Origin of the sequence: Xanthomonas nasturtii, assembly GCF_001660815.1 — a bacterium.
Lineage (GTDB): Bacteria > Pseudomonadota > Gammaproteobacteria > Xanthomonadales > Xanthomonadaceae > Xanthomonas > Xanthomonas nasturtii.
Genome location: NZ_LYMI01000008.1, coordinates 77,148 through 101,464 on the forward strand (window position 1 = coordinate 77,148; position 24,317 = coordinate 101,464).

Sequence of the window (24,317 nt, forward strand, 5' to 3'; positions counted from 1 at the left end):
TGTGCCACATCAGCACCGGGACGCCGCTGCACGCACCGCTCGCATGTACACCGACCATCTTGATTGGTGCTTGCCCGCCCGCCGTCGCCGGACCTTACGCGGCATGAAGGCTGCGTAAGCGCCTGCATGGATGGATTCACGCCCCGTCTGGTAATGGTGGGCGGGCAAGGACGCTGCAGCCAAGCCGCACAACACCATTGCCAAAAAAAGCGCTCTTACACGCCCTGCCGGCTCGCCAATGTGTTCAAGCGGTCCAGCAAACTTACCCAGAATGCGGCCGGCAGCTCTGCCTTGAGCGGTACGCTGTAGAGCCACTCGTCGGCGAATGGACGGCACTTCACCGCGTCCTTTTCGGTCATCAGCACCGGCAGGCGGCTTCCAAAGCTGAAATCCGCGGCGCGATAGACATGATGGTCCGGAAACGCGTGCGGCACCACGCCGATACCGCGCGCCCGCAGCATCGCGAAAAAGCGCTCTGGATGCGCGATACCCGCCACGGCATGCACGCGTTGCCCGGCGAGCATGCTCAAGGGCTGCACGCGCTTGCCGTCCATCGGCTGCACGCAGTCGATGCTCAGACGCATCTGCCACTCGCCGAAACCGGCCGCGTCCGGCGCCTGCGGTGCCGCCGTGGCGCTGGCCTGGCCAAGATTGACCACGCGGAAATCGCAGTCGCGCGCGCGCGCGGCAGGCTCGCGCAGTGGTCCGGCAGGCAGCAGGCGTCCGTTGCCGTAGCGGCGTTGGCCATCGACCACTTCGATCTCCACATCGCGTGCCAGGCGGTAATGCTGCAGTCCATCGTCGCAGACCACGATGTCGCAGCCGGCTTCGACCAGGGCGCGTGCGGCGGCGAGCCGGTCGCTATCGACGCGCACGCGCGCACCGGTTTTCCAGGCGATCAACACCGGCTCGTCGCCGCCGAGTGCGACCGGCGTGTCTGCCTCGACCCACCGCGCGGTACCGGCGTCATCGCGGCCGTAGCCACGGCTGGCCACGCCAGGGGTCCAGCCGGCTTCCTGCAGTTTGGAGACCAGCGCGATGGTCAACGGCGTCTTGCCGGTGCCGCCGGCAGTGACGTTGCCGACCACGATCACCGGTACCGGCACGCCGTGGCGCTTGCGCCAACCGCGGCGATACAGCGCCCGTCGCAACGCGATCGCAGCACCGTAGACCGGCGCCAGGATGCGCGCCGGCAACGGAATCGGCGTGTTGTCGTACCAGTAGCCCGGCGTGCGGGTGCCGCGCTTGCTCATGCCTGGCGTTCGCGGAACTGCATGCCGTGCAGGTGCGAATACAAGCCGCCCTGCGCCAGCAATTGGTCATGCGTCCCGCGCTCGACGATGCGGCCCTGGTCCATCACCAGCACCTGATCGGCATGCTCGATGGTGGACAGGCGGTGCGCGATCACCAGCGTGGTGCGGTCCGGCATCAACTTGTGCAAGGCATCTTGCACCAGCCGCTCGGATTCGTTGTCCAGCGCTGCGGTGGCCTCGTCCAGGATCAGGATCGGCGCGTCCTTGAGCATTGCACGCGCGATCGCCAGACGTTGGCGCTGGCCGCCGGACAGGCGCCCGCCCTTGGTGCCGACATGCGACTGCAAGCCTTCTGGCAACTGTGCGACGAATTCCATCGCATTGGCGCCCAGAATCGCGCGCTCAAGCTGGCTGGCATCGGCGTTGCGCATCTCGCCGAACGCCACGTTGTCGGCGATGCTGCCATCGAACAGCATCACCTGCTGGCCGACCAGCGCAATCTGCCGGCGCAGATCTGCCAAGGCGTACGCCTGCACCGGGTGGCCGTCGAGCAGGATCTGCCCGGCCTCGGCTTCGTAAAACCGTGGGATCAACTTGATCAGGCTGGATTTACCGCTGCCCGAGCGCCCGACAATGGCAGTGACCGTGCCCGGTTGGGCGACGAAGCTGACATCGGCCAGGGCCGGATTGACCTGGCCCGGGTAGCGCGCAGTGACATCGCGAAATTCGATCAGGCCCTTGGCGCGCGTCATCGGTACGGCGCCCTGATCCGGCTCGTCCGGGCTGTCGAGCACCGAGAACAAACGCTCGGCCGACGCCAGGCCACGCTGCACCATGTTCTGCACGTTGGTCAGCTGCTTGAGGCCGGGGATGATCGTCAGCATCGAGGTCATCAGCACGACGAAGTCGCCGGCCGTCAGCCGCCCGGCCAATGCCTGCGCACCAGCAACGAACAGCAATGCCGACAAGCCGATCGCACCGATCATCTGCACCGTGGCGGTGGAAATGCCGCGCGTGGATTCGACCTTCATCGCCAGGCGCAGATTGCGGTCGGCCAGCGCGCCATAGCGCTCCATCTCGGTCTGCTGCGCGCCGTAGATCTTGACCTCCTGATGGCTGGACAAGGTCTGGTCGGCGGCCTGCAACAGATGCGCGCCGCTTTCCTGGATGCTGTGGCTGATGCGTCGATAGCGCCGCGCCACCTTGTCCATCACCCAGGCCAGCACCGGGGCGAGCACCAGGATGGTCAGGGTGACCTGCCAGCTATGCCACAGCATCAGCGCCAGTGCGCCGATGACCTGCAGCGATTGCTGGATCATCACCTTCACCGCATCCACGGCGGCCTGCGCCACCTGGTCCGAATCCGAACCCAGGCGTATCAGCATCGACGGCACCGGTTCCGAGTCGAAGCGCGAACCGGGCAGACGCAGATATTTCGCCATCACCTTGATGCGCAGATCGCGCGCGATGCTGCGCGCGGATTTCCCCATCGCCATGTCGGTGATGTAGCCGGCGATGCCGCGCACCACGAACAGCAAGATGATCTGCACCGGCAGCCAGCGACTGACTTCGGCGTTCTTGTAGATGAAGGTTTCGTCGGTGATCGGCTTCATCAACGCCAGAAAACCGGTGGTGCCGGCCGCTTCGATCAACGCCGCGATCAGCGCGGCGACCAGCAGCAGCCGATAGGGTTTGGCGAACGCCAGCAGGCGACGGTACGTGCGCCAGGACGAGACTGGCGCCGGGCGGTCGGTGGAGATGGTCACTGGCGGATTCCGTTGGTGCTTGTCTTGCCGGTCGTGCTGGCGGCGCCGGCCGGGGGCGCAGTAGCGATCGCGATGCGCCGGAAGCCGAGCTGGCCCAGCGCGTCTTGCGCGGTGACCACGGCCTGATACGGCGTGCGTGCATCGGCGCGCATCAGTACGGTCTGGTCGCGGTTGTCGCCGGCGATCTGGGCGATGGTTTGCTTGAGCGAATCCACGTCCGAGCGCAGCACTTCCTGATCGTTGATGAAATAACGCCCATCGGCGTTGACCAGCACGCTCAACGAACGCGGCGGTGCGCCGGTGTGCTGGTCGCTGGCGGTCGGCAGCTGCAATTGCAGCGTGGAGCGTGCGTCGAAGGTCGTGGTCACCACGAAAAAGATGATGAGGACGAGGATGACGTCGATCAATGGGACCAGGTCGATCTGCGGCTCGTCCTGGCTTCGGTCGCTACCGATGCGCATCCGTCAGCCCTTTGCCGCGACGGGCTTGGCGCCTGCTTCAACCGGCGCGACGGCTGCCGGCACCACGCGGCCATCCATGGTGTCCAGCAGCAAGGTGGCTTCCTGCTCCATCTCGATGATGTAACCGGCAATGCGCCCCTTGAAGAAGCGATGCGCCATCAATGCAGGCACGGCAATGATCATGCCGGTGGCGGTGCACACCAGCGCCTTGCCGATGCCACCGGCGAGCTGATTCACATCGCCCACGCCATGATCGAGGATACCCATGAACATCTGGATCATGCCGACCACGGTGCCCAGCAGCCCCAGCAACGGCCCGGCCGATGCGATGGTGCCCAATGCGTTCAGATAGCGCTCCATGCGGTGCACCACATGCCGGCCAGTGTCTTCGATGCGTTCGCGGATCAGCTCACGCGGCCGGCCACGCACCTCCAGCGCGGCGGCCAACAACGCGCCCAACGGGGAATTGCGGCGCAACGATTCGATATGGGTGGGGTCCAGCTTGCCGCGCGCGGCCCAATTGCGGACCTCTTCGCCCAGACCGGGCGGCGTCACTTCATTGCGGCGCAGGCTCCACAGACGTTCCAGCACGATCGCCAGGGCAACCACGCCCAGCAACAGCAACGGCACCATCGGCCAACCGCCCGCCTTGACCAGCTCCAACACGATTCGATTCCTCCGGCAACGCGGCCGCCTATTCGCTGGCCGATAGGATAGCAGCCGACCGCCGCCGTTCCGCAGCATCCCATAGCCGCGGCTGCCAGCGCCGTCGCTCGCGCAGCTGCAGGCCATCGGCACCCAGCCAGACCCGGATTGCGCCAGCCTGTGCCGTGTCGAGCACCTCTGCCCCGCCCGCCTGCCAACGTTGCGCCACCTCGGCGCGCGGATGTCCGAAGCGGTTGCCATGGCCGGAGGACACCAGCGCCAGACGTGCGCCCGTCGCTGCGATGAAGCCGGCATGCGAGCCATCGGCGCTGCCGTGGTGCGGGACGATCACCAGATCCGCACGCAGCTCCGAGGCCTGTCCACGCAGCAGGCGGCGTTCGATGATTTCGCCGATGTCGCCTGGCAACAGCGCGCTCGCATGCTGCGTTTCCACCCGCAAGACGCAGCTGGATTGATTGCGCAAATACGGAAAGCCAGCGCTGGGGTGCAGGAAGCGGAAGCGCACGCCATCCCATTCCCAATGCTGCCCGGCGCGGCAGCGCGTACTGACCTCCAGCGGCGCATCCGGCGGTGCAGCGGTGAATGCGACCGGCAGCCCCGCACGCACCGCGGCATAGCCACCGGCATGATCGGCGTCGGCATGGCTGAGCACGATCGCGTCCAGCCGGCGTACCCCGAGCGCACGCAGCGCCGGCAGCACTACCCGCTCGCCGGCATCGAACCCATCGCGCACCGCCGGCCCGGTATCGAACAACAGCGCATGCCGTTGCGTGCGCACCAGCACCGCCAGGCCCTGCCCCACATCCAGCACCTGCACATCCGCCTCGCCTGCGGCGGGCAGTTCGCGATCGGGCCAGAGCAGCGGTAACCACAGCAGCGCCGCCAAGGATTTGCCCGGCGTCCCGCGCGGCAGCAACAGCCAGAACGCACCGAACAGGGCCGCGATCAGGGCAACCCCATCGGACTCGGGCACCCACCACAATGCCACCGTCGTCTGTCCCAGCCAGACAAACCCCGGCCAGGTCAGCTCGAAGCACCCGCCGGCAAGCTGCCATGCCCACCCGCCGGCACCTGGGTAGACCGCTTCAAGTGCGGTCCCGAGCAAGCAAAGCGGTACCACCACGAAGGTCCACCATGGAATGGCAACCAGATTGGCGAAAGGCCCGACCAGCGACGCCTGCCCGAACAGGGCGACCGTCAACGGCAGCAAGCCGACCGTGGCGACGGTCTGCGCAGACAGGAAACCGCGCACGATGGCGCGATCGTCCGAGGGCAGGCACCACACCAGCCACGCCACGCCGGCAAAGCTGAGCCAGAAGCCAGCCACCAGCACGCTGAGCGGGTCCCACAGCAACACCGTCAGCAAGGCGAGCGCGAGGATGTGCGCGGTCGTGGCGCGTCGCCGCAGCACCCTTGCCATGGCCACCACCGCAATCATCAACACGGTGCGTACCGTCGGCAGCGCCAGACCTGCCAGCACCGCGTAGGCGGCCGCGCCAATCAGCGCGGCAATCGCCGCGGCATGTACACGTGGCAGCAGCGTGCCAAGCCGCGGCTGCCAACGCCACACGCCGGCGACCAGCATCGCGAAAAATGCTGCAACCAGCCCGACATGAAATCCCGAGATCGCGATCAGATGGCTGAGCCCGGTCGCGCGCAAGGTCGCCCATGCCGCATCGTCGAGTCCCCGCGTGTCTCCCAGAGCTAGCGCACGCAGGTATGGCGCAGAAGGGCCACTGACACGCTCGGCGATGCGCTGCGACATCTGTTCGCGCCAGGCATCCACGCCTTGTGGCGGTACGGTCTGGCGTGCGGCTGCGGGCACGCGCACATAGCCCGTTGCGACCAGGCGCTGCGCCAGCGCCTGGCGCTCGGCATCGAAGCCGCCGGGATTGCGCAGGCCGCGGGGCGCGCGCAGCTTGAGTCGCAGTTGCCAGCGCGCACCGGCCTGCAGCGCTGCGCGCGGGCCGATGCGTTCAGCACCGAAGTCGTCGTACCAGGCCAGCTGCAAGAGCTTGCCGCGCAGCGCTGCGGGCTGCGCCGGATCGTCGTCGACACGCAGCTGAAAGCGGGTACGTCGTTGCTCGGCAATCGGCAGCCCGACAATTTGCCCACGCACGCTGACCTGGCGCGCTTCATCCTGCGGAAGCAATTGCGCCCGCAGGACCCCGGCCACCTGCCACCCCATCGCACCGAAGCCGAACAGTGCGGCCGCCATCGCCACCAGCAGCGCGCTCCAGCGCGGCCGCAGCCACACGCTCGCTCCGATGCCCAGCCCTGCAACGCAGACGCAACCGGCATAGACCACCCGCGGCAGCAGCGCGGGCGACCAGGCGCACGCCACCACGCCCAGCAGCAATGCCGCAGCGAGAGCGACCGCCGATGCCATCTGGGGTGGTGCTGCCTGCGCTGAAGCCTGCGTGCTGCCGGTCGCCATCCTGGCCCCTATCAATCAACGCCTTGACCTTAGATTGCAGCCCACTCCGGGCACAGCAGTGGTTTACCTGTCTCAGGGTAGGGAGAACCCTGTTGCTGCGCTCGCCGGTTGCAACTGCATCGCGCCAATATCGGTACTGCAGGACGTCGCAACCACTCGCTGCGATGCGTAACCCGGCGCTCGTGTGGATGTGCATGCGGCAAAGCGAATCCACCAATCAGCTACGCCGGTACACCCTTCCCTCAGGCATTCGCCTCGATTTTATGGCGTTGCCGCTATGGTCATCGTTGTTTTCCAGGAGTTCCCCCATGCGTAAAGGCACTGCACTGATCGTCGGTGTGACCGGTATTTCCGGTTACAACCTTGCCAACGTGTTGCTGGCCGACGGCTGGACCGTTTACGGCCTTGCCCGCCGGCCGCTGCCGCACGACGGCGTCATCCCGGTGGCGGCGGATCTGCTGGATGCCGAAAGCACCAGCAACGCACTGCGCGATTTGCCCATCACGCACGTGTTCTTCTGCACCTGGACGCGTCGCGACACCGAACGCGAGAATGTCCAAGCCAATGGCGCAATGATGCGGCACCTGTGCGATGCGCTCAGCCATGCGCCGCTGCAGCACATGGCGCTGGTCACCGGCACCAAACACTACCTGGGTGCATTCGAAAACTACGGCAGCGGCAAGGCAGAGACGCCGTTCCGCGAAAGCGAGCCGCGCCAGCCAGGCGAAAACTTTTACTACACGCTGGAAGACCTGTTGTTCGCGCATGCAGACCAACACGGTTTCGGCTGGAGCGTGCACCGCTCGCACACCATGATTGGCATGGCCAATGGCAGCAACGCAATGAACATGGGCGTGACGCTGGCGGTCTATGCATCGCTGTGCAAGCACACCGGGCAACCCTTCGTGTTCCCAGGCTCGCAAGCGCAGTGGAATAGCCTGACCGACCTCACCGATGCCGGCCTGCTAGGCCGCCAACTGGCCTGGGCCGGGCTCAGCCCGGCAGCGCGCAATCAGGCCTTCAATACCGTCAACGGCGATGTGTTCCGCTGGCGCTGGATGTGGGGCGAGATTGCGAAGTTCTTCGAACTCGACGCGGCGCCCTGCCCCGCTACGCCGGCACCGCTGGAACCACGCCTGAGCCAGACCGCACCGGCGCTGTGGGCCGACTTGGCCGCGCAACACCACCTGGTGGAATCGGACGTCAATCGGCTGGCCTCGTGGTGGCACACCGACGCCGATCTGGGCCGCGAGATCGAGTGCGTCAACGACATGACCAAGAGCCGCGAACTGGGCTTTCTGGATTTCTACGACAGCCGCGCCTCGTTCTTCGAACTGTTCACCCGGCTGCGGGCGCTTCGCATCATTCCCTGATCGATGGCGTTGCATCGCTGCAGGTCGGCCTTCGACCTGCAGCGGTAAGCGATCTGCTGCATCACTGTCGGCAGGTTCGCAGCGGTAACGTGGCGTACTTCCTTCGCTGCGCGGAGTGTGCCGCACTGCTTTCGTTGCACAGAGCGCAACGCAGTCATTCGCATCCATGCCGGGTTCGCGCAATGGCAGCCGCATACTCACTTGCGATGCAACAACGATCTGCAGACATCGTGCAGATACCTTGCGTCACATCCGTGGAGGGCAAAAACTCGATCACCCTCCTAATGCAGCGCCGCCGAGCCGGCGACGGCGCCTTAGCGACTACACCGCAGACGGCGCCAATTCGCGCAGCTTGCCCTGATGCAGCTCCAGCACGCGGTCCAGGCGCCGCGCCAGGCTGCGGTCGTGCGTCACCAACACCAGGCTGGTGCGCTGGGCGCGATTGAGCTCCAGCATCAGCTCGAACACGGTGCCCGCGGTCTTGTCGTCGAGGTTACCGGTGGGCTCGTCGCCCAGCACGCAACCCGGCTTGTTGACCAGCGCACGGGCCACCGCACAGCGCTGACGCTCGCCGCCCGACAGCTCGCTGGGTTTGTGTTCAATGCGATGGCCCAGCCCGACCGACTCCAGCAACTGCAACGCCTGCGCTCTGGCGACCGAGACGTCCTTGCCCGACAGCAGCACCGGCATCATCACGTTTTCCAGCGCGGTGAATTCCGGCAGCAGATGATGGAACTGATACACGAAGCCAAGCGCCTGGTTGCGCAGCTTGCCGCGCTGCGCATCGGACAGTGCCGACATACGCTCGCCCGCTACATACACCTCGCCCGAGGTCGGAATATCCAGCCCGCCCAGCAGATGCAACAAGGTGCTCTTGCCGGCACCGGAGGCACCAACGATCGCCACGGTTTCGCCGGTGGCCACCGACAGATCCAGGCCGTCGAACACCGGCGTGCGCATCTTGCCTTCGGCGTAGGTCTTGCCCAGACCCTCGGCCCGAATCACTGCCTCTGCGTGGTTTGGCTTTTGCACGACCGATTCCCGATTCCCGATTCCCGATTTCCGAACCTCATTCATAACGCAGCGCCTCCGCCGGCTGGGTGCGCGAGGCGCGCCAGGCCGGATACAGGGTCGCCAGGAAACTCATCACCAACGCCACGACGGTGATCACCACCACGTCCTGGGTCTGCATATCGGTCGGCAGGCCGGTGATGTAGTACACGTCTTCGGGCAACAACTTCACGCTGAAAATCGCTTCGATCACGCCAAGGATGCGTTCGAGATTGAGCGTCAGCACGATGCCGCCGATCACGCCCATGAAGGTGCCCATGAAGCCGATCAACGAGCCCTGCACCATGAACACCTGCATCACCCCGCCCGGCGACAAGCCGAGCGTGCGCAGAATGGCGATATCGGCCTGTTTGTCGGTCACCAGCATCACCTGCGAGGACACCAGGTTGAACGCACCCATCGCCACGATCAGCGACAGCAGGATGCCCATCACGGTCTTTTCCATCTTCAACGAGTGATAGAGATTGGCGTTTTCCTGGGTCCAGTCGCTGACCCGATACGGGCCATGCAACTTCACCGCCAGGTCGCGCGCCACCGGCCAGGCCTGATCCATGTCGTGCAGGCGCAGACGCACGCCGGTCACGCCATCCATGCGCAGCACGCGCGCCAGATCCTGCATGTTGACCACGGCCAAGCCGCGATCGATCTCGTTGTAGCCGGCTTCGAAAATCCCGCTGACGGTGAAACGCTTGAGCCGCGGCATGGCACCCAACGGCGTGGCCTGGGTATCGCTGAGCAGCACGACGATGCTGTCGCCCACGTCCACGCCCAGCCACAGCGCCAGCTCCTTGCCGATCACGATGTTGTACGAACCAGACGTCAAGCTGTCGACCGAGCCCTGCTGCATCTTCTTGGCCAGTACAGACACCTTGTTCTCTTCGGACGGAACGATGCCACGCACGATCGCCGGCTGCTTGCGCGGACCCTGCAGCAGCGATTCTGTTTCGATATACGGTGCGGCGCCGGCAACACGCGGGTCGGCCATGGCGACCTCGACCGCGTGCTGCCAGTCGCGCATTGGTGCGCCTTCCGCGCTGACGGTGGCATGCGCGGCCATCTGCAACAGGCGGTCGCGGATTTCCTTCTGAAAACCGCTCATGACCGCCAGCGTGGTGATCAGCACGGTCACGCCCAGGGCGATGCCCAGGATCGATGCCATCGAGATAAACGAGATGAAGCCATTGCGCCGTTTGGCACGCAGGTAGCGCAAGCCGATGGCAACCGGGATAGGTTTGAACATGCGGTTCAACCGGGAAAGGGACGCTATGTTGCCACTAGCGGCCGCCGGGACGAAATGGCATGGGCCTGCGCGGCCAGACGCAGTTCACGTCGTTGCGGCGCCAGCAAGGTATCCGGCCAGAAATGCAGGCGTTGGCGTCGGCCATCCGGCTGCGTCCACGACACCACTGCAAGCGGACCGCGCCAGTGCACCTGCAGCCCGTCCACCTGTACTCCGTCAATGCTGGCGGGCGTTTCCGCCCACGGCACCAGCAGTTGCCGCACTGGCGAGCGCAACAGCTGACGCAGTGCCCGGCCGCCTGCAAGCAGCGCGTACGCAGATAGCAACACTGCCAGCCACGGTGGGACACCGCTACGCCACACAGCCCACACTGCGAGCAGCATCACTACGCCCAATGCGCAAATCAATCCGCGCGAAGGCCGCCACTCAAGCCGGCAAGGCGCGGATATCGGCGATGAGTGCGGCGTTGGCGGCATCGGGGCAAGCCTCGTATCCCATGAACCAGCGCCACAACTTATCGTCTTCGCAATCCAGTAGCTGTAGGAAAACCGCGCGCTCGGCGTCAGGCGCTTGCACCCAGCGCTGGTCCAGATAGCGCCCGAACAACTGGTCGAGTTCGCGCATGCCACGCCGGCAACGCCAGCGCAATTTCTTCAACAGGGTCTGTTCGTCCATCTCATCTCTCCACCGCGCCGCGTGGCGGGCCGAAAACGACAGCGGCACCTGACCATAAGGCCGGTGCCGCTGCGAACCACATCCCCGTCGCGGGGAATCACTACCGTGCGGTCAGGCGCGACGCGCCATCATCAACTTCTTGATTTCGGCGATCGCCAGCGCAGGATTCAAGCCCTTCGGGCAAGTGCGCGCGCAGTTCATGATGGTGTGGCAGCGATACAGCTTGAACGGGTCTTCCAGATCGTCCAGACGCGCACCGGTGTCTTCGTCGCGCGAGTCGACGATCCAGCGGTACGCCTGCAGCAGGATTGCCGGGCCCAGGTAACGCTCGCCATTCCACCAGTAGCTCGGGCAGCTGGTCGAGCAGCACGCGCACAGGATGCACTCGTACAAGCCATCGAGCTTGCGACGGTCTTCGGGCGACTGCAAGCGCTCGCGATCCGGCGGCGGCGGGGTCTGGGTGCGGATCCACGGCTTGATCGACGCGTACTGCGCATAGAAATGCGTCAGGTCCGGTACCAGGTCCTTGATCACGCTCATGTGCGGCAGCGGATAGATCGGCACCTCGGACTTGCCGCACGCGGCAATCGCCTTGGTGCAGGCCAGCGTGTTGGTTCCGTCGATGTTCATCGCGCACGAACCGCAGATGCCCTCGCGGCAGGAACGGCGGAACGCCAACGTCGGGTCGATCTCGTTCTTGATCTTGATCAGCGCGTCCAACACCATCGGGCCGCATTTATCCAGATCGATCTCGTAGCTGTCGGTGCGCGGGTTGGCGTCGACGTCCGGATCCCAGCGGTAGACCTTGAAAGTGCGCGTGTTCTTGGCGCCCTGTGCAGGGTAATGCTTGCCCTTGCCGATCTTTGAATTCTTGGGGAGGGTGAACTCTGCCATAGCTGCTCTCGTTGGCTCAGGCGATGCGCGGTGCGAACGACAACCGCACCGTGCGCATGAAGGTAAAGATGACGGATGCCACTGCCGAAGCAGTCGCGTAGCGGCCGGCCACTTGCCGGCGCTGCTCCAGCGTCATGTTGCGACACCATTGCAGCGACACATTGCCGCCACGCGCGGACGCGGTGGCAGGCAGTGGCACGGCAACAGTGAGTCGCTGCATGCGCATCGATCAGTAAACGCGCGGCTTCGGCGGGACCACGTCCACATCCTTGCTCAGCGTATACATGTGCACAGGGCGGTACTCGAATTCGCACTTGCCCTTGTCGTCGACAGTCACCAGCGTGTGCTTCTGCCAGTTGACGTCGTCGCGGTCCGGGAAGTCCTCGTGCGAATGCGCGCCGCGGCTTTCCTTGCGCTGCTCGGCCGAATTGATCGTCGCCACTGCGTTGAGCAGCAGGTTGTTCAATTCGTAGGTTTCGATCAGGTCCGAGTTCCATACCAGCGAGCGGTCCGACACCTTGACGTCTTCGAAGGTGGCGAAGATCTCGGCCATCTTGTCCACGCCTTCCTTCAGCGTCTTGCTGGTACGGAACACGGCCGCATCGGACTGCATGGTGCGCTGCATGTTGTCGCGAATCACCGACGTCGGCGTAGAGCCGTTGGCGTAGCGCAACTTGTCCAGCAGACCCAGCGCCTTGTCGCACGCATCCGACGGCAACGTCTTGTGCGGTTGGTTGGGCTTGACCGTCTCGGCGCAGCGGTTGGCCACCGCGCGACCGAACACCACCAGATCCAGCAGCGAGTTGGAACCCAACCGGTTGGCACCGTGCACCGACACGCAGGCGGCTTCGCCGATCGCGTACAGACCGGGGACCACCGCATCCGGGTCGTCGCCCTGCTTGCGCACGACTTCGCCGTAGAAATTGGTCGGGATGCCGCCCATGTTGTAGTGCACGGTCGGCAGCACCGGGATCGGCTGCTTGGTCACGTCCACACCGGCAAAGATGTGCGCACTTTCGGCGATGCCGGGCAGCTTTTCGTTGATGACTTCCGGGCCGAGGTGGGTCAGGTCGAGCAGGATGTGATCCTTGTGCTCGCCAACGCCACGGCCTTCACGGATTTCCACCGTCATCGAACGCGACACCACGTCGCGCGAGGCCAGATCCTTGTAATGCGGTGCATAGCGCTCCATGAAGCGCTCGCCGTTGCTGTTGCGCAGGATGCCGCCTTCGCCGCGCACGCCTTCGGTGATCAGGCAGCCCGCACCGTAGATGCCGGTGGGATGGAACTGCACGAACTCCATGTCCTGCACCGGCAAGCCGGCACGCATCACCAGGCCGCCGCCGTCACCGGTACAGGTGTGGGCGGAGGTGGCGCTGAAGTAGGCACGGCCATAACCGCCGGTCGCCAGAACCACGCCATGGGCGCGGAACAGATGCAGCGTGCCATCGGCCATGTCCAGCGCGAGCACACCACGGCAGACGCCTTCTTCGTCGAAGATCAGATCGAGTGCGAAGTACTCGATCATGAAGCGTGCATTGTGCGCCAGCGACTGCTGGTACAGCGTGTGCAGCATGGCGTGGCCGGTACGGTCGGCTGCGGCGCAGGTGCGCTGCGCCGACGGGCCTTCGCCGTACTTGGTGGTCATGCCACCGAACGGGCGCTGATAGATCTTGCCTTCTTCGGTACGCGAGAACGGCACACCGTAGTGCTCCAGCTCGATGATGGCTGGAATCGCTTCGCGACACATGTACTCGATCGCGTCCTGGTCGCCCAGCCAATCGGAGCCCTTGATGGTGTCGTAGAAATGGTAGCGCCAATCGTCTTCGCCCATATTGCCGAGCGCGGCGGAAATACCGCCCTGCGCGGCGACGGTATGCGACCGGGTCGGGAAGACCTTGGTCAGGCAGACGGTCTGCAGGCCTTTCTGGGCCAAGCCGAACGTGGCACGCAGGCCGGCGCCGCCGGCACCCACCACGACCATGTCGTACTTGTGTTCAGTGATCTTGTAAGCGGACATCTAATCTGGATTCCTGTTCTATGTGCCCGATGACTCAGGCACCGCCCAGCGCGATGCGCGCCACTGCGAAAATGCTGACGATCGCGCCAAGCACGGCGATGAACTTCACCGTCGTCTGCAACGCCAGCGCCAGCAGCGAATTGTGGATGTAGTCCTCGAGCACGACCTGCAGACCAAGCTGCGCATGCCAGAACATCGCCACCAGGAAACCGACCAGCAACACGGCATTCCACGGCTTGGACACCGCAGTGACTGCAGTCATGTAGTCGGAACCAAGCAGGCTCAGCACGAACGCCACAAACCAGATCGCCAGCACAACCAGCGCCGTCGCGGTCAGGCGCTGCATCACGAAATGTTCGGTACCGGTCTTGGCTGCGCCCAGACCACGCACATTTTTCAACGGAGTGCGATAGCGGCTCATGCGGAAGCTCCAGTCAGGACATACGCCCAGATTGCGCAGGTCAGTACCAGGCTGGCGATCACCGATGTCCAGCTGCTGCGGATAAAGGCCGGAATGCTGAACCCGCGGCCAAAGTCCTGGACGATGTGGCGGATGCCGTTGGACAGGTGGTAGGTAAAGGCCCAAGACCAGGCAAACAGGAACACCTGGCCGTACCAGGCGCCCAGATGCTGGGTGAGGCAATTCCAGTGGTCCTCACCTAGCACCAGCAAGAGCAACGAGACGGCGATGACCAGCGCGCCTCCGGAAAGGATGACACCGGTGGCTCGATGCAGGATCGAGGTCGCCATCTGAATCTGCCAGCGGTAGACCTGCAGATGTGGAGAAGTGGGACGTTCGCGGATCGCCATTCGCTGGGCTCGTTTTCTCGGCTGGGCGGCACTAGGCCGCTGTGGCTAAAAGCTGCTCAAAAATCGATGCAGCGTCCATTTTTTTCCCAGTCGCCGTAACGCGTTGGCTCGGGGCCGTCGCGTCCACCAATCTCCTTCGGCAGTGGCTTCTTCTCGGGTTTCTGCTCCTGAGGGGAAGGCTGCGTCTCGGAATCCTGCGCTGGGGTGGGGGTTGGATGGCCTATCATAGTGGTCTCACAACGTTGCGATTTTAGTCCTCCCCATCCATGGCTGACAACCTGAATCTTATTCCACAGGGTTTTGGCTCCCTGCACGATATGCAATACGTCCGACTCGTCGGCGCGGATGCAGCGGCGTTTGCGCATGCCCAATTCGCCAATGACGTGCAGGCGTTGGCGGTTGGGCAGTGGCAGTGGAATGCGTGGTTGACCGCGAAGGGGCGCGTCATTGCCATCTTCGCACTCCTGCGTGAGGACGACACACACTTGCTGATGCTGTTGCCCGATGGCAACGCGGCCGAGATCGCCGCGCAGCTCGTCCGTTTCGTGTTCCGCCGCAAGCTGAAAATCAGCACCGCCGCCCTGTTCGCCTGTGCCGGCTTCGCCGCGCCAGTGCACGCGCACGCTGCGCAGGCCGATATCAGAACGCAGCGTATCGAACTGGATATGGGCAGCGCCGCGCTGCCGCGCACCTTGCTGTTGTACGCCGAAGATGCATTGGCGGCGCCTATCGAACCAGCGAGCGCAGATGCGCAATGGCGGCGTGCGGATCTGCAACTGGGACTCGCCCGCCTGGTCGAGGGCCAGCGCGAACTGTGGACGCCGCAGCAGCTGGCACTGGACCGCCTGCAGGCCTATAGCGTGAAAAAGGGCTGCTATCCGGGCCAGGAGATCGTGGCGCGGACGCACTTTCTGGGCAAGGCCAAGCGCGCATTGCAGTTGCTCGAAACCGATGCTGCGGCCGATGCCGGGGATGCCGTCGCACTGGACGGCACCGCGATCGGCACGGTGGTAAGCGTGGCCGGCAACCTCGCGCTGGCGGTGTTGCCGCTGGAACTGACCCTGGATGCCGGCACCGCCTTGCAGGCCGGCGCGCACGACGCTAGGCCGCACGTAATCGTGCCCGGCCTGGAGCGTTAGGCGCAGCTAGAAACGTAGCAAGCAGTCGTCAGCTGGCTTGGCCGGCGCGCTCAACACCGTAGTGCGCATTTAGTCCATGCCGCTTCCGAACACCGGCCGTGCCCGTCTGGCGGCGAGCGCAGTCGTGTTATTGCCTGATCTAAGCCACTTCCAGGCGCTGCCCGGTGGCCGGGTCGAAGAAGTGCAAGGTGTCGCTGCGCAGCGCCAGACGCAGTGGCTGGCCCACCGCCGGCAAGGTCTGCGGCGGGACACGGATCACCAGCGGCTGACCTCCACGGTCGAGATTGAGGAAGATCTCGTTGCCGACCGGCTCGATCACATCGACCCGCGCATCGAAGCCCAGCACCGCGTTGTCGGATGGCTGCAGGTGCTCCGGGCGTACGCCGACGATCACGTCCTGGCCGAACCAGGCAGGGTCGACCCGCGCCGCGCCCAGCGGCACGCGCCAGCCATCGGCCATGACCAGATGCAGGCCATCCTGGGCATCCAGGCGTCCCTGCAGCACGTTCATTGCCGGGCTGCCGAGAAAGCCAGCGACAAACAGGTTGGCCGGGCGGTCGTACAGCGCCATTGGGCTGTCAATCTGCTGGATCACGCCGTCCTTGAGCACCACGATGCGCTGGCCGAGCGTCATCGCTTCGACCTGGTCGTGGGTCACGTAGATCATGGTAGTGCCGAGCTTGCGATGCAGCTGCGCAATCTCGGTGCGCACGCTGTGGCGCAGCTTGGCGTCCAGGTTGGACAGCGGCTCATCGAGCAGGAACACCGACGATTCGCGCACCATCGCCCGCCCGAGCGCCACACGCTGGCGCTGGCCGCCAGACATCGCCTTGGGCAACTTGTCGAGCATCGGGGTCAGACCCAGCAGCTCGGCAGCATTGTTGACGCGCTCGGCAATGACCTGCTTGGGGTGACCGCGCAGCTTGAGGCCGAAGGCCAGATTTTCCGCCACGGTCATGTGCGGATACAGCGCATAGCTCTGGAACACCATGGCGATGTCGCGGTCCTTCGGCGCTACGTCGTTGACCACGCGCTCGCCGATCTTCAGCGTGCCGGCACTGATGTCTTCGAGACCGGCAATCATGCGCAACAAGGTCGATTTACCGCAGCCGGATGGCCCGACCAGCACCATCAACTCGCCGTCGGCCACTTCAAAGCTCGCACCCTGCACTGCCACCTGGCCGTTTTCGTAGACCTTGCGGACACCTTCCAACTGCACTTTCGCCATCGTTCGGCCTCAACGTAAGTTGTGCGCCCTGCCCTCGGCCCTCCCGATGGCGGTGACGCCGCATGCGCATGCCAGAAACTACCTGCAAACGAATGCAATGGTTTATTCTGACATGTAATCGTTTTCACATGGCAACATCGATCTCGGGAGGGACCATGCCGCCACGCAGTTCCAGCGCCATTGCCTACGGTGCAGCTCGCCGTATGAGGCAAGGCATGCCGCCTCGCAGGTGGAGATATGCCGCCACAGCGCTAACCGCTGATCACCAGTTACTGCAACAATCGGGGATTGGGCGTGCGCGTCCATCCCCCGCTGCGCGCACGCAAGTGTCGCTCAGGAACAGACGTACCGACCGCCGGCCGTCCGGCGCCTTTCCGACAAGCTGCTGATAACGATGTCTCCAGAATCTGAAACGCGGTCCATGCACAACACCCTGATCCTGTTCGGCGCCACCGGCGATCTTGCCCAGCGCTATCTCTTCCCTTCCCTGCTGCGGCTGTTCGTCGACGGTTTGTTGCCGGAGGACTTCCGCATCCGTGCGCTGGCGTTGTCGCCGCACGACACCGAGGCCTTCCGTGAAGTGCTGCGGCCGCGCCTGACCGAGGCGCTTCCGATCGCCACGCCGGAGCAGATCCAAACGCTGCTGGAGCGCGTGGACTACCGATCGGTGGATCTGCGCGACGCCGAGTCTGTCGCCAATGCGGTGCGCGAGCTGGCCAGCCGTCAGTGCGTGAGCTATCTGGCGATTCCGCCGGGCCTGTACATCAGCACCTGCCAGGGCCTGGCCCTGGGTGGCGCGCTGGCGGCACCGCACCGGCTGATGCTGGAAAAGCCGATCGGCCATGACTCGGACAGCGCCCGCGAAATCCTGCAGTCGATCGGCGCGCTGATCGACGAAGACCGCGTATTCCGTCTCGACCATTATCTGGGCAAGGCGGCGGTGCAGAACCTGATCGCGCTGCGCTTCGGCAACACGCTGCTCGAAGCAGTGTGGAACCGCACCTATATCGAATCGGTGCAGATCCTGGTTGCCGAAAGCGAAGGCGTGGATGGGCGCGATGCCTACTACGCACGCTCCGGCGCACTGCGCGACATGGTGCAGAGCCATATCCTGCAGCTGTTGTGCCTGGTGGCGATGGAGCCGCCGGCCTCGCTGGAGGCCGACCGCATTCGCGACGAAAAGGTCAAAGTGCTGCGGGCGCTGCGCCCGATGACCGCCGAGCATGCCGCGCACGACAGCGTACGCGGCCGCTACACCGCCGGCACCATCAACGGCCAGCCGGCACAGGCCTATCACCCACCGGAAGGCAGCGACGTGGAAACCTTCGTCGCGGTGACCGCGCATATCGACAACTGGCGCTGGGCCGGGGTGCCGTTCCACCTGTGCACCGGCAAGCGTCTGGCCGAGCGGTCCACCCGCATCGTGGTCACGCTCAAGCCGGTGACGCATTGGCTGTTCGAGCGTCCGGACCGCCAGAACGCGGTGCCTAACCGCCTGACCTTCCAGTTGCAGCCGCAGGAGAACATCGAGCTCGGCCTGATGAGCAGCCTGGCCGGCCCGGAATGGGGCGCCATCGAACTGCAGCCGCTGGAACTGGAACTGTCGGTGCCGACCGGCCTGCACCGCCGCATCGCCTACGAGCGCCTGTTCGTGGATGCGTTCAACGGCAACCCGGCGCTGTTCGTGCGCGATGACGAGGTCAAGGCCGCGTGGTCGTGGATCGACAGCGTCAGCGACGCCTGGAAAGACGCCGCGCTGCCACTGCAGTCCTACCCGGCCGGCAGCTGGGGGCCCGAATCGGCGACCCACTTCCTGCCCCCGGCCACCGACGCACAGGGAAACAACGCATGATCGCTCCTTCCAAGCCGGTGCTGGTTGCCGATATCGGCGGAACCAATGCGCGCTTCGCGCTGGCCGACGTCGACGCCTCGCTGCCGTTGCTGGATGACACCTCGCGTGAATTTGCGGTGGTGGACTTCGGTTCGCTCGGCGAAGCCGCGCGCTACTACCTCGACCAGATCGGCGTGCAGGCCACCCAGGGCGTGTTCGCCGTGGCCGGCCGTGTGGATGGCGACGAGGCGCGCATCACCAACCACCCGTGGGTGATCTCGCGCTCGCGCACCGCCAGCATGCTGGGCTTCAGCACCTTGCATCTGATCAACGACTTCGCCGCGCAGGCCATGGCGATCAGCCTGTTGCGTCCGCAGGACGTGGTGCAGGTGGGCGGCGCCAGCTGGCGCCCGGCGCCGATCGATCAGCCGCGCAACTACGGCGTGATCGGCCCTGGCACCGGCCTGGGCGTGGGTGGCCTGATCATCCGCAACGGGCGCTGCTTTCCGCTGGAAACCGAGGGCGGCCATGTCAGCTTCCCGCCCGGCACGCCGGAAGAAATCCGCATCCTGGAAATCCTGTCCGAACAGTTCGGCCGGGTCTCCAACGAGCGCCTGATCTGCGGTCCTGGCCTGGTCAACATCCATCGCGCGCTCAGCGAAATCGCGGGTGTCGATCCGGGCCCGCTGCAGCCCAAGGACATCACCGCACGCGCGGCGGCAGGCGACCCGCGTTCGGCGCGCACGATCGATCTGTTCTGCGCCATCTTCGGCGCCATCGCCGGCGACATGGTGCTGATGCAGGGTGCCTGGGACGGCGTGTTCCTTACCGGCGGGCTGGTGCCCAAGGTGCTGGATTCGCTGCAGCATTCGGGCTTCCGTCAGCGCTTCGAACACAAGGGCCGTTTCTCCGCGATCATGTCGCGGGTGCCGTCGCTGGCGGTCATGCACCCGCATGCCGGCCTGCTCGGCGCTGCCGCGTATGCAGTGGATGCACAACGTCAGCACCCCGGGGAACAGCGATGAATTTGCAGGACAATCCACGCATCACCCTGGTGCGCTACGACGACCCGGCCGAATGGACCGAAGCGGTGGCCAGCGAAATGGCCGACCTGCTGGAACAGGAGATCTCGCGTCGCGGCCAGGCGCGCATGCTGCTCTCCGGCGGCACCACGCCGGCGCCGGTGTACGAATCCCTCGCCCACCGGCCGCTGGACTGGTCGCGGGTGGAAGTGGGCCTGGTCGATGAGCGCTGGCTCTCGCCGCAGGATCAGGACAGCAATGCCTGGCTGGTGAATCACAGCTTCCTGACCCACGCGCCGGCCGCCACCTTCATTCCGCTGGTGCGTCCGGGCAAGCAGTTGCCCGAATGCGTGCACACCGCGAACCTGCAGGCCAGGCATGCCGAACCGGCCTGCGTGGCGGTGCTGGGCATGGGCGGCGACGGGCACACCGCCTCGTTGTTCCCCGGTGCCACCGACCTGCCGAAGGCGCTGGCCAGCCCGCAGCCGTATGCATCGCTGGATGCCACCGGTTGCCCGGGTTCGAACCAATGGCCGCTGCGCATCACGCTGACTCCTGCGGGGCTGGCCAGCATCCCGACCCGCCTGCTGCTGTTGCGTGGCAAGCAGAAGCTCGACGTGCTGCAGGCGGCGCTGGCCGGTGACGACATCAACGAGTACCCGATCCGCGTGGCACTGCAGCAGCCTGCTCCCAAATTGCGGGTTCACTGGTGTGCTTGAGTGTGAGTTTTGATGTGAGTCATTGATGCGAGTCCCTCGCAGCAGCCGATGTAATGCGAGTCCCTCGCAACAGCCCGCACATCCGTGTGCGGGGAACTAAAAAAGCGTTTCCTTCCCCCGTTTCTCATAGCCGGTAGCCAATGAGCCTGCATCCGAACATCCAAGCTGTCACCGACCGTATCCGCAAGCGCAGCGCGCCGTCGCGCGCGGCGTATCTGGCCGGCCTCGATGCCGCCCTGCGTGAGGGCCCGTTCCGTAGCCGTCTGAGCTGCGGCAATCTTGCGCACGGCTTTGCGGCCTCCGAGCCCACCGATAAATCGCGTCTGCGCGGTGCGGCCACGCCCAACCTCGGCATCATCACCGCTTACAACGACATGCTGTCGGCGCATCAGCCGTTCGAGCATTACCCGCAATTGATTCGCGATGCCGCACGTGCGCTCGGCGCCACCGCGCAGGTGGCCGGTGGTGTGCCGGCGATGTGCGATGGCGTGACCCAGGGCCGCGCGGGCATGGAGTTGTCGCTGTTTTCGCGCGACAACATCGCGCAGGCTGCGGCAATCGGCCTAAGCCACGACATGTTCGACAGCGTGGTGTACCTGGGCGTGTGCGACAAGATCGTGCCGGGTCTGTTGATCGGCGCGCTGGCGTTCGGCCATCTGCCGGCGATCTTCATGCCGGCCGGGCCGATGACGCCGGGCATTCCGAACAAGCAGAAGGCCGAAGTACGCGAACGCTACGCCGCTGGCGAAGCCACCCGTGCCGAGCTGCTGGAAGCCGAATCGGCGTCGTATCACTCGCCCGGCACCTGCACCTTCTATGGCACGGCCAACTCCAACCAGGTGCTGCTCGAAGCGATGGGCGTGCAGTTGCCCGGCGCCTCGTTCGTCAACCCCGAATTGCCGTTGCGCGATGCACTGACCCGCGAGGGCACCGCACGTGCGTTGGCGATCTCCGCGCTGGGTCAGGATTTCCGTCCGTTCGGTCGTTTGATCGACGAGCGCGCCATCGTCAATGCCGTGGTCACCCTGATGGCGACCGGCGGCTCGACCAACCACACCATCCATTGGATCGCGGTGGCGCGTGCGGCCGGCATCGTGCTGACCTGGGACGACATGGACCTGATCTCGCAGACCGTGCCGTTGCTAACCCGCATTTACCCGAATGGCGAAGCCGACGTGAACCGCTTCCAAGCCGCAGGCGGCACGGCATTCGTGTTCCGCGAACTGATGGACGCCGGCTACATGCACGACGACCTGCCCACCGTGGTCGAAGGCGGCATGCGCGCCTACGCCAACGAACCGCGCCTGCAGGATGGCAAAGTCACCTACGTGCCCGGCACCGCGACTACTGCCGACGACAGCGTGGCGCGCCCGGTCAGCGATGCCTTCGAATCGCAGGGTGGGCTGCGCCTGCTGCGCGGCAACCTGGGCCGCTCGTTGATCAAGCTGTCGGCAGTCAAGCCGCAGCACCGCAGCATCGAAGCGCCCGCAGTGGTGATCGACACCCCGCAGGTGCTCAACAAACTGCATGCGGCCGGCGTGCTGCCGCACGATTTCGTGGTGGTGCTGCGCTACCAGGGCCCGCGCGCGAACGGGATGCCGGAGCTGCATTCGATGGCGCCGCTGCTGGGCCTGCTGCAGAACCAGGGCCGGCGCGTGGCGTTGGTCACCGATGGGCGTTTGTCCGGCGCCTCGGGCAAGTTCCCGGCCGCGATCCACATGACCCCGGAAGCCGCACGCGGTGGGCCGATCGGGCGCGTGCGCGAAGGCGACATCGTGCGCCTGGACGGCGAGGCCGGCACCTTGGAAGTGCTGGTGTCGGCCGAAGAATGGGCATCGCGCGAGGTCGCACCGAACACTGCGGTGGCTGGCAACGACCTGGGCCGCAACCTGTTCGCCATCAACCGCCAGGTTGTCGGCCCGGCCGACCAGGGCGCGATTTCGATTTCCTGCGGCCCGACCCACCCGGACGGTGCGCTGTGGAGCTACGACGCCGAGTACGAACTCGGTGCCGATGCGGCCGCCGCCGCCGCGCCGCACGAGTCCAAGGACGCCTGACCCCTTCCCTCTCTGCGGCCGCCCCGGCGGTCGCCGTCAACCGGAGTTGCAATGACGATTGCCCAGACCCAGAACACCGCCGAACAGCTGCTGCGCGACGCCGGCATCCTGCCGGTGGTCACTGTCGATACGCTGGACCAGGCGCGCCGCGTCGCCGATGCGCTGCTCGAAGGCGGCCTGCCCGCGATCGAGCTGACCCTGCGCACGCCGGTGGCGATCGACGCGCTGGCGATGCTCAAGCGCGAGCTGCCCAACATCGTGATCGGCGCAGGTACCGTGCTGAGCGAATTGCAGTTGCGTCAGTCGGTGGATGCCGGCGCCGACTTCCTGGTCACTCCCGGCACGCCCGCACCATTGGCGCGTCTGTTGGCAGATGCGCCGATTCCGGCCGTACCTGGCGCGGCTACCCCGACCGAACTGCTCACCCTGATGGGCCTGGGCTTCCGCGTGTGCAAGCTGTTCCCGGCCACCGCCGTGGGCGGCCTGCAGATGCTCAAGGGCCTGGCCGGTCCCCTATCCGAACTCAAGCTCTGCCCCACCGGCGGCATCAGTGAAGCCAATGCGGCCGAATTCCTGGCGCAGCCGAACGTGCTGTGCATCGGCGGTTCGTGGATGGTGCCCAAGGATTGGCTGGCGCAGGGCCAGTGGGACAAGGTCAAGGAAAGCTCGGCCAAGGCTGCCGAGATCGTACGGCAGGTGCGTGCGGGCTGAGTTGCTGGACACCTCTGTTCGGCGAATTGATGACCGGATGTGAGGGATCAGCGCGTCGGAAAGGACGTGCTGATTCTCTCAACAAGGTTTGGAGATCCAGCGCTCATGCGTGGTGGTTGCCACTCCAACCTCTTGATCGAAGGCTGACACACGATTTTTTAAAGCCTCGCTTGCTACGCGATTTTGCCGATCGACGCCATGGCGACGACGAACCGTGGCGGCAGCATGGCCGGGGATTGGCGGAGAGCGGCACAGGGATGTGCCGCGACGGCGCGTCAGACAGGAGGTCTGCCGCGCCGAAGAGCCGATTCCCGGCCGCGCTGCCGCCTGACGCCGAAGTCAGTGTCTGACAGCTGCATGCTGGGCAATAACTGGGGAAACCGTACCCTCACCCCAACCCCTTATCTCTTGGCGATCTGCCAGATTAGGTGTCGAGAGCCGGCGTGGTCGACCGATAACCCACAGGTCTAAACAACCGCGGGAGAGCGAGGTCGCCTCGCCGGGATCTCCTGGCAAACGCCCGAACAGTTGCTGGAGTTGGCACTCGTAACGATCAGGCTGGGCAGCCCAGGAGAGCTCTCGACCCTTCGAGCATAGCGGAGTTTTTCCATGGCATACGGCGTAGGTATCGATGTCAGCAAGCAGTGGTTGGATGTGCATGTGCATGGCTGCAAGGGCGAGCGGCGCTTCCCCAACACGGCGGCAGGTCTGCGCCAGCTGCGCAGCTGGCTGGGACACATGGAGCTGCACCAAGTGGTACTGGAAGCCACGGGCGGCTACGAACTGGCAGCGCTGGATGCGCTGCATGCGGCCGGCTTGCCGGTGGCGCGTGTGAACCCTCGCCAGGCGCGTGACTTTGCCAAGGCCATCGGCCAACTAGCCAAGACCGACACCTTGGATGCGCGTGTGCTGGCGCAGATGGCGATGCTGTTATCACTCACGCC

The 24,317-nt window shown here is 65.2% G+C and carries 23 protein-coding genes and 1 pseudogene; 8 read left to right on the forward strand and 16 right to left on the reverse strand.

Annotated elements, in window-relative coordinates:
- Positions 1-215: 215 nt before the first annotated feature.
- The 5 genes and pseudogenes from lpxK to A7D16_RS04135 all read right to left on the reverse strand — a co-directional run bounded on the left by lpxK (position 216) and on the right by A7D16_RS04135 (position 6,583).
- Entirely contained in the window at positions 216-1,253 is a 1,038-nt protein-coding gene (gene lpxK, locus A7D16_RS04115; protein WP_064630090.1) for a tetraacyldisaccharide 4'-kinase, read from the reverse strand.
- A complete protein-coding gene (msbA, locus tag A7D16_RS04120; protein WP_064630092.1) occupies positions 1,250-3,019 on the reverse strand; it encodes a lipid A export permease/ATP-binding protein MsbA in 1,770 nt (589 codons plus the stop codon). Before msbA ends, lpxK begins: the two co-directional genes overlap by 4 nt.
- The gene (locus A7D16_RS04125) at positions 3,016-3,480 is read right to left on the reverse strand and encodes an ExbD/TolR family protein (RefSeq protein WP_064630094.1); all 465 of its coding nucleotides are present in this window, start codon (positions 3,478-3,480) and stop codon (positions 3,016-3,018) included. Before A7D16_RS04125 ends, msbA begins: the two co-directional genes overlap by 4 nt.
- A 3-nt stretch (positions 3,481-3,483) precedes the next feature.
- Positions 3,484-4,146, reverse strand: a complete 663-nt coding sequence (locus tag A7D16_RS04130) for a MotA/TolQ/ExbB proton channel family protein (protein ID WP_064630096.1) — start codon at positions 4,144-4,146, stop codon at positions 3,484-3,486.
- Positions 4,037-6,583: pseudogene (locus A7D16_RS04135) on the reverse strand (DNA internalization-related competence protein ComEC/Rec2). Before A7D16_RS04135 ends, A7D16_RS04130 begins: the two are co-directional and overlap by 110 nt.
- A 308-nt stretch (positions 6,584-6,891) precedes the next feature.
- On the opposite strand from A7D16_RS04135, the gene A7D16_RS04140 reads away from it, so the two are divergent.
- Positions 6,892-7,956: an SDR family oxidoreductase gene (locus A7D16_RS04140; RefSeq protein WP_064630100.1), complete on the forward strand. Its 1,065-nt coding sequence runs from the start codon at positions 6,892-6,894 to the stop codon at positions 7,954-7,956.
- Between the two features lie 321 nt (positions 7,957-8,277).
- Here A7D16_RS04140 and lolD read toward each other — a convergent pair whose 3' ends face one another.
- From lolD to A7D16_RS24300, 10 genes are all read right to left on the reverse strand, one after another.
- Positions 8,278-9,033 (reverse strand): lipoprotein-releasing ABC transporter ATP-binding protein LolD, encoded by a 756-nt coding sequence (gene lolD, locus A7D16_RS04145; RefSeq protein WP_064630101.1) that lies wholly within the window; start codon positions 9,031-9,033, stop codon positions 8,278-8,280.
- Positions 9,026-10,267, reverse strand: a complete 1,242-nt coding sequence (locus tag A7D16_RS04150) for a lipoprotein-releasing ABC transporter permease subunit (RefSeq protein ID WP_064630103.1) — start codon at positions 10,265-10,267, stop codon at positions 9,026-9,028. Before A7D16_RS04150 ends, lolD begins: the two co-directional genes overlap by 8 nt.
- Positions 10,268-10,290: 23 nt before the next feature.
- Positions 10,291-10,743, reverse strand: coding sequence for a hypothetical protein (locus A7D16_RS04155; protein WP_064630105.1), 453 nt, complete (start codon positions 10,741-10,743; stop codon positions 10,291-10,293).
- Positions 10,694-10,942 (reverse strand): FAD assembly factor SdhE, encoded by a 249-nt coding sequence (locus tag A7D16_RS04160; protein ID WP_064630107.1) that lies wholly within the window; start codon positions 10,940-10,942, stop codon positions 10,694-10,696. Before A7D16_RS04160 ends, A7D16_RS04155 begins: the two co-directional genes overlap by 50 nt.
- A gap of 111 nt (positions 10,943-11,053) precedes the next feature.
- Positions 11,054-11,836, reverse strand: a complete 783-nt coding sequence (locus A7D16_RS04165; protein ID WP_064630109.1) for a succinate dehydrogenase iron-sulfur subunit — start codon at positions 11,834-11,836, stop codon at positions 11,054-11,056.
- A 16-nt stretch (positions 11,837-11,852) separates the two neighbouring features.
- Entirely contained in the window at positions 11,853-12,056 is a 204-nt protein-coding gene (locus A7D16_RS04170; protein WP_064630135.1) for a hypothetical protein, read from the reverse strand.
- A gap of 9 nt (positions 12,057-12,065) precedes the next feature.
- The gene (gene sdhA, locus A7D16_RS04175; protein ID WP_064630110.1) at positions 12,066-13,856 is read right to left on the reverse strand and encodes a succinate dehydrogenase flavoprotein subunit; all 1,791 of its coding nucleotides are present in this window, start codon (positions 13,854-13,856) and stop codon (positions 12,066-12,068) included.
- Between the two features lie 34 nt (positions 13,857-13,890).
- Positions 13,891-14,277: a succinate dehydrogenase, hydrophobic membrane anchor protein gene (gene sdhD / locus A7D16_RS04180; protein ID WP_064630112.1), complete on the reverse strand. Its 387-nt coding sequence runs from the start codon at positions 14,275-14,277 to the stop codon at positions 13,891-13,893.
- On the reverse strand, positions 14,274-14,666 hold the full coding sequence (gene sdhC, locus A7D16_RS04185; RefSeq protein ID WP_064630114.1) for a succinate dehydrogenase, cytochrome b556 subunit: 393 nt from the start codon (positions 14,664-14,666) through the stop codon (positions 14,274-14,276). The genes sdhD and sdhC overlap by 4 nt, the downstream gene beginning before the upstream one ends.
- A gap of 56 nt (positions 14,667-14,722) precedes the next feature.
- Positions 14,723-15,031 carry a DUF1674 domain-containing protein gene (locus A7D16_RS24300; protein WP_249046998.1) on the reverse strand — a complete coding sequence of 103 codons (309 nt, stop codon included), beginning with the start codon at positions 15,029-15,031 and terminating at the stop codon, positions 14,723-14,725.
- On the opposite strand from A7D16_RS24300, the gene ygfZ reads away from it, so the two are divergent.
- Entirely contained in the window at positions 14,933-15,805 is an 873-nt protein-coding gene (ygfZ, locus tag A7D16_RS04190; RefSeq protein WP_064630115.1) for a CAF17-like 4Fe-4S cluster assembly/insertion protein YgfZ, read from the forward strand. The two genes, A7D16_RS24300 and ygfZ, sit on opposite strands and share 99 nt — an antisense overlap.
- Before the next feature lie 139 nt (positions 15,806-15,944).
- Here the strand turns inward: ygfZ and A7D16_RS04195 are convergent, their stop codons facing one another.
- A complete protein-coding gene (locus A7D16_RS04195; protein ID WP_064630116.1) occupies positions 15,945-17,033 on the reverse strand; it encodes an ABC transporter ATP-binding protein in 1,089 nt (362 codons plus the stop codon).
- Between the two features lie 421 nt (positions 17,034-17,454).
- Here A7D16_RS04195 and zwf point away from each other — a divergent pair, with 421 nt between their 5' ends.
- The 6 genes from zwf to A7D16_RS04225 all read left to right on the forward strand — a co-directional run.
- Positions 17,455-18,885: a glucose-6-phosphate dehydrogenase gene (gene zwf / locus A7D16_RS04200; protein WP_064630117.1), complete on the forward strand. Its 1,431-nt coding sequence runs from the start codon at positions 17,455-17,457 to the stop codon at positions 18,883-18,885.
- Entirely contained in the window at positions 18,882-19,889 is a 1,008-nt protein-coding gene (gene glk / locus A7D16_RS04205) for a glucokinase (protein WP_064630118.1), read from the forward strand. The genes zwf and glk overlap by 4 nt, the downstream gene beginning before the upstream one ends.
- Positions 19,886-20,605 carry a 6-phosphogluconolactonase gene (gene pgl, locus A7D16_RS04210; RefSeq protein ID WP_064630119.1) on the forward strand — a complete coding sequence of 240 codons (720 nt, stop codon included), beginning with the start codon at positions 19,886-19,888 and terminating at the stop codon, positions 20,603-20,605. Before glk ends, pgl begins: the two co-directional genes overlap by 4 nt.
- 140 nt (positions 20,606-20,745) lie before the next feature.
- Positions 20,746-22,662, forward strand: a complete 1,917-nt coding sequence (gene edd / locus A7D16_RS04215; protein ID WP_064630120.1) for a phosphogluconate dehydratase — start codon at positions 20,746-20,748, stop codon at positions 22,660-22,662.
- Positions 22,663-22,713: 51 nt separating this feature from the next.
- Positions 22,714-23,373, forward strand: a complete 660-nt coding sequence (locus A7D16_RS04220) for a bifunctional 4-hydroxy-2-oxoglutarate aldolase/2-dehydro-3-deoxy-phosphogluconate aldolase (RefSeq protein ID WP_064630122.1) — start codon at positions 22,714-22,716, stop codon at positions 23,371-23,373.
- 609 nt (positions 23,374-23,982) lie between these two features.
- The coding region (locus tag A7D16_RS04225) for an IS110 family transposase (protein ID WP_153043122.1) at positions 23,983-24,317 on the forward strand (335 nt) is incomplete at its 3' end.

What these genes read in the sequence shown, in the direction of transcription:
- lpxK (WP_064630090.1), bottom strand. Translation starts at nt 1,253, where the DNA reads ATGAGCAAGCGCGGCACCCGCACGCCGGGCTACTGGTACGACAACACG.
- sdhC (WP_064630114.1), bottom strand. Translation starts at nt 14,666, where the DNA reads ATGGCGATCCGCGAACGTCCCACTTCTCCACATCTGCAGGTCTACCGC.
- zwf (WP_064630117.1), top strand. Translation starts at nt 17,455, where the DNA reads ATGCACAACACCCTGATCCTGTTCGGCGCCACCGGCGATCTTGCCCAG.
- pgl (WP_064630119.1), top strand. Translation starts at nt 19,886, where the DNA reads ATGAATTTGCAGGACAATCCACGCATCACCCTGGTGCGCTACGACGAC.
- A7D16_RS04125 (WP_064630094.1), bottom strand. Translation starts at nt 3,480, where the DNA reads ATGCGCATCGGTAGCGACCGAAGCCAGGACGAGCCGCAGATCGACCTG.
- A7D16_RS04195 (WP_064630116.1), bottom strand. Translation starts at nt 17,033, where the DNA reads ATGGCGAAAGTGCAGTTGGAAGGTGTCCGCAAGGTCTACGAAAACGGC.
- sdhA (WP_064630110.1), bottom strand. Translation starts at nt 13,856, where the DNA reads ATGTCCGCTTACAAGATCACTGAACACAAGTACGACATGGTCGTGGTG.
- sdhD (WP_064630112.1), bottom strand. Translation starts at nt 14,277, where the DNA reads ATGAGCCGCTATCGCACTCCGTTGAAAAATGTGCGTGGTCTGGGCGCA.
- glk (WP_064630118.1), top strand. Translation starts at nt 18,882, where the DNA reads ATGATCGCTCCTTCCAAGCCGGTGCTGGTTGCCGATATCGGCGGAACC.
- A7D16_RS04155 (WP_064630105.1), bottom strand. Translation starts at nt 10,743, where the DNA reads ATGCCGCCAACGCCGCACTCATCGCCGATATCCGCGCCTTGCCGGCTT.
- A7D16_RS24300 (WP_249046998.1), bottom strand. Translation starts at nt 15,031, where the DNA reads ATGCGCAAACGCCGCTGCATCCGCGCCGACGAGTCGGACGTATTGCAT.
- A7D16_RS04220 (WP_064630122.1), top strand. Translation starts at nt 22,714, where the DNA reads ATGACGATTGCCCAGACCCAGAACACCGCCGAACAGCTGCTGCGCGAC.
- edd (WP_064630120.1), top strand. Translation starts at nt 20,746, where the DNA reads ATGAGCCTGCATCCGAACATCCAAGCTGTCACCGACCGTATCCGCAAG.
- A7D16_RS04170 (WP_064630135.1), bottom strand. Translation starts at nt 12,056, where the DNA reads ATGCAGCGACTCACTGTTGCCGTGCCACTGCCTGCCACCGCGTCCGCG.
- A7D16_RS04140 (WP_064630100.1), top strand. Translation starts at nt 6,892, where the DNA reads ATGCGTAAAGGCACTGCACTGATCGTCGGTGTGACCGGTATTTCCGGT.
- A7D16_RS04150 (WP_064630103.1), bottom strand. Translation starts at nt 10,267, where the DNA reads ATGTTCAAACCTATCCCGGTTGCCATCGGCTTGCGCTACCTGCGTGCC.
- A7D16_RS04160 (WP_064630107.1), bottom strand. Translation starts at nt 10,942, where the DNA reads ATGGACGAACAGACCCTGTTGAAGAAATTGCGCTGGCGTTGCCGGCGT.
- A7D16_RS04165 (WP_064630109.1), bottom strand. Translation starts at nt 11,836, where the DNA reads ATGGCAGAGTTCACCCTCCCCAAGAATTCAAAGATCGGCAAGGGCAAG.
- lolD (WP_064630101.1), bottom strand. Translation starts at nt 9,033, where the DNA reads ATGAATGAGGTTCGGAAATCGGGAATCGGGAATCGGGAATCGGTCGTG.
- ygfZ (WP_064630115.1), top strand. Translation starts at nt 14,933, where the DNA reads ATGGCTGACAACCTGAATCTTATTCCACAGGGTTTTGGCTCCCTGCAC.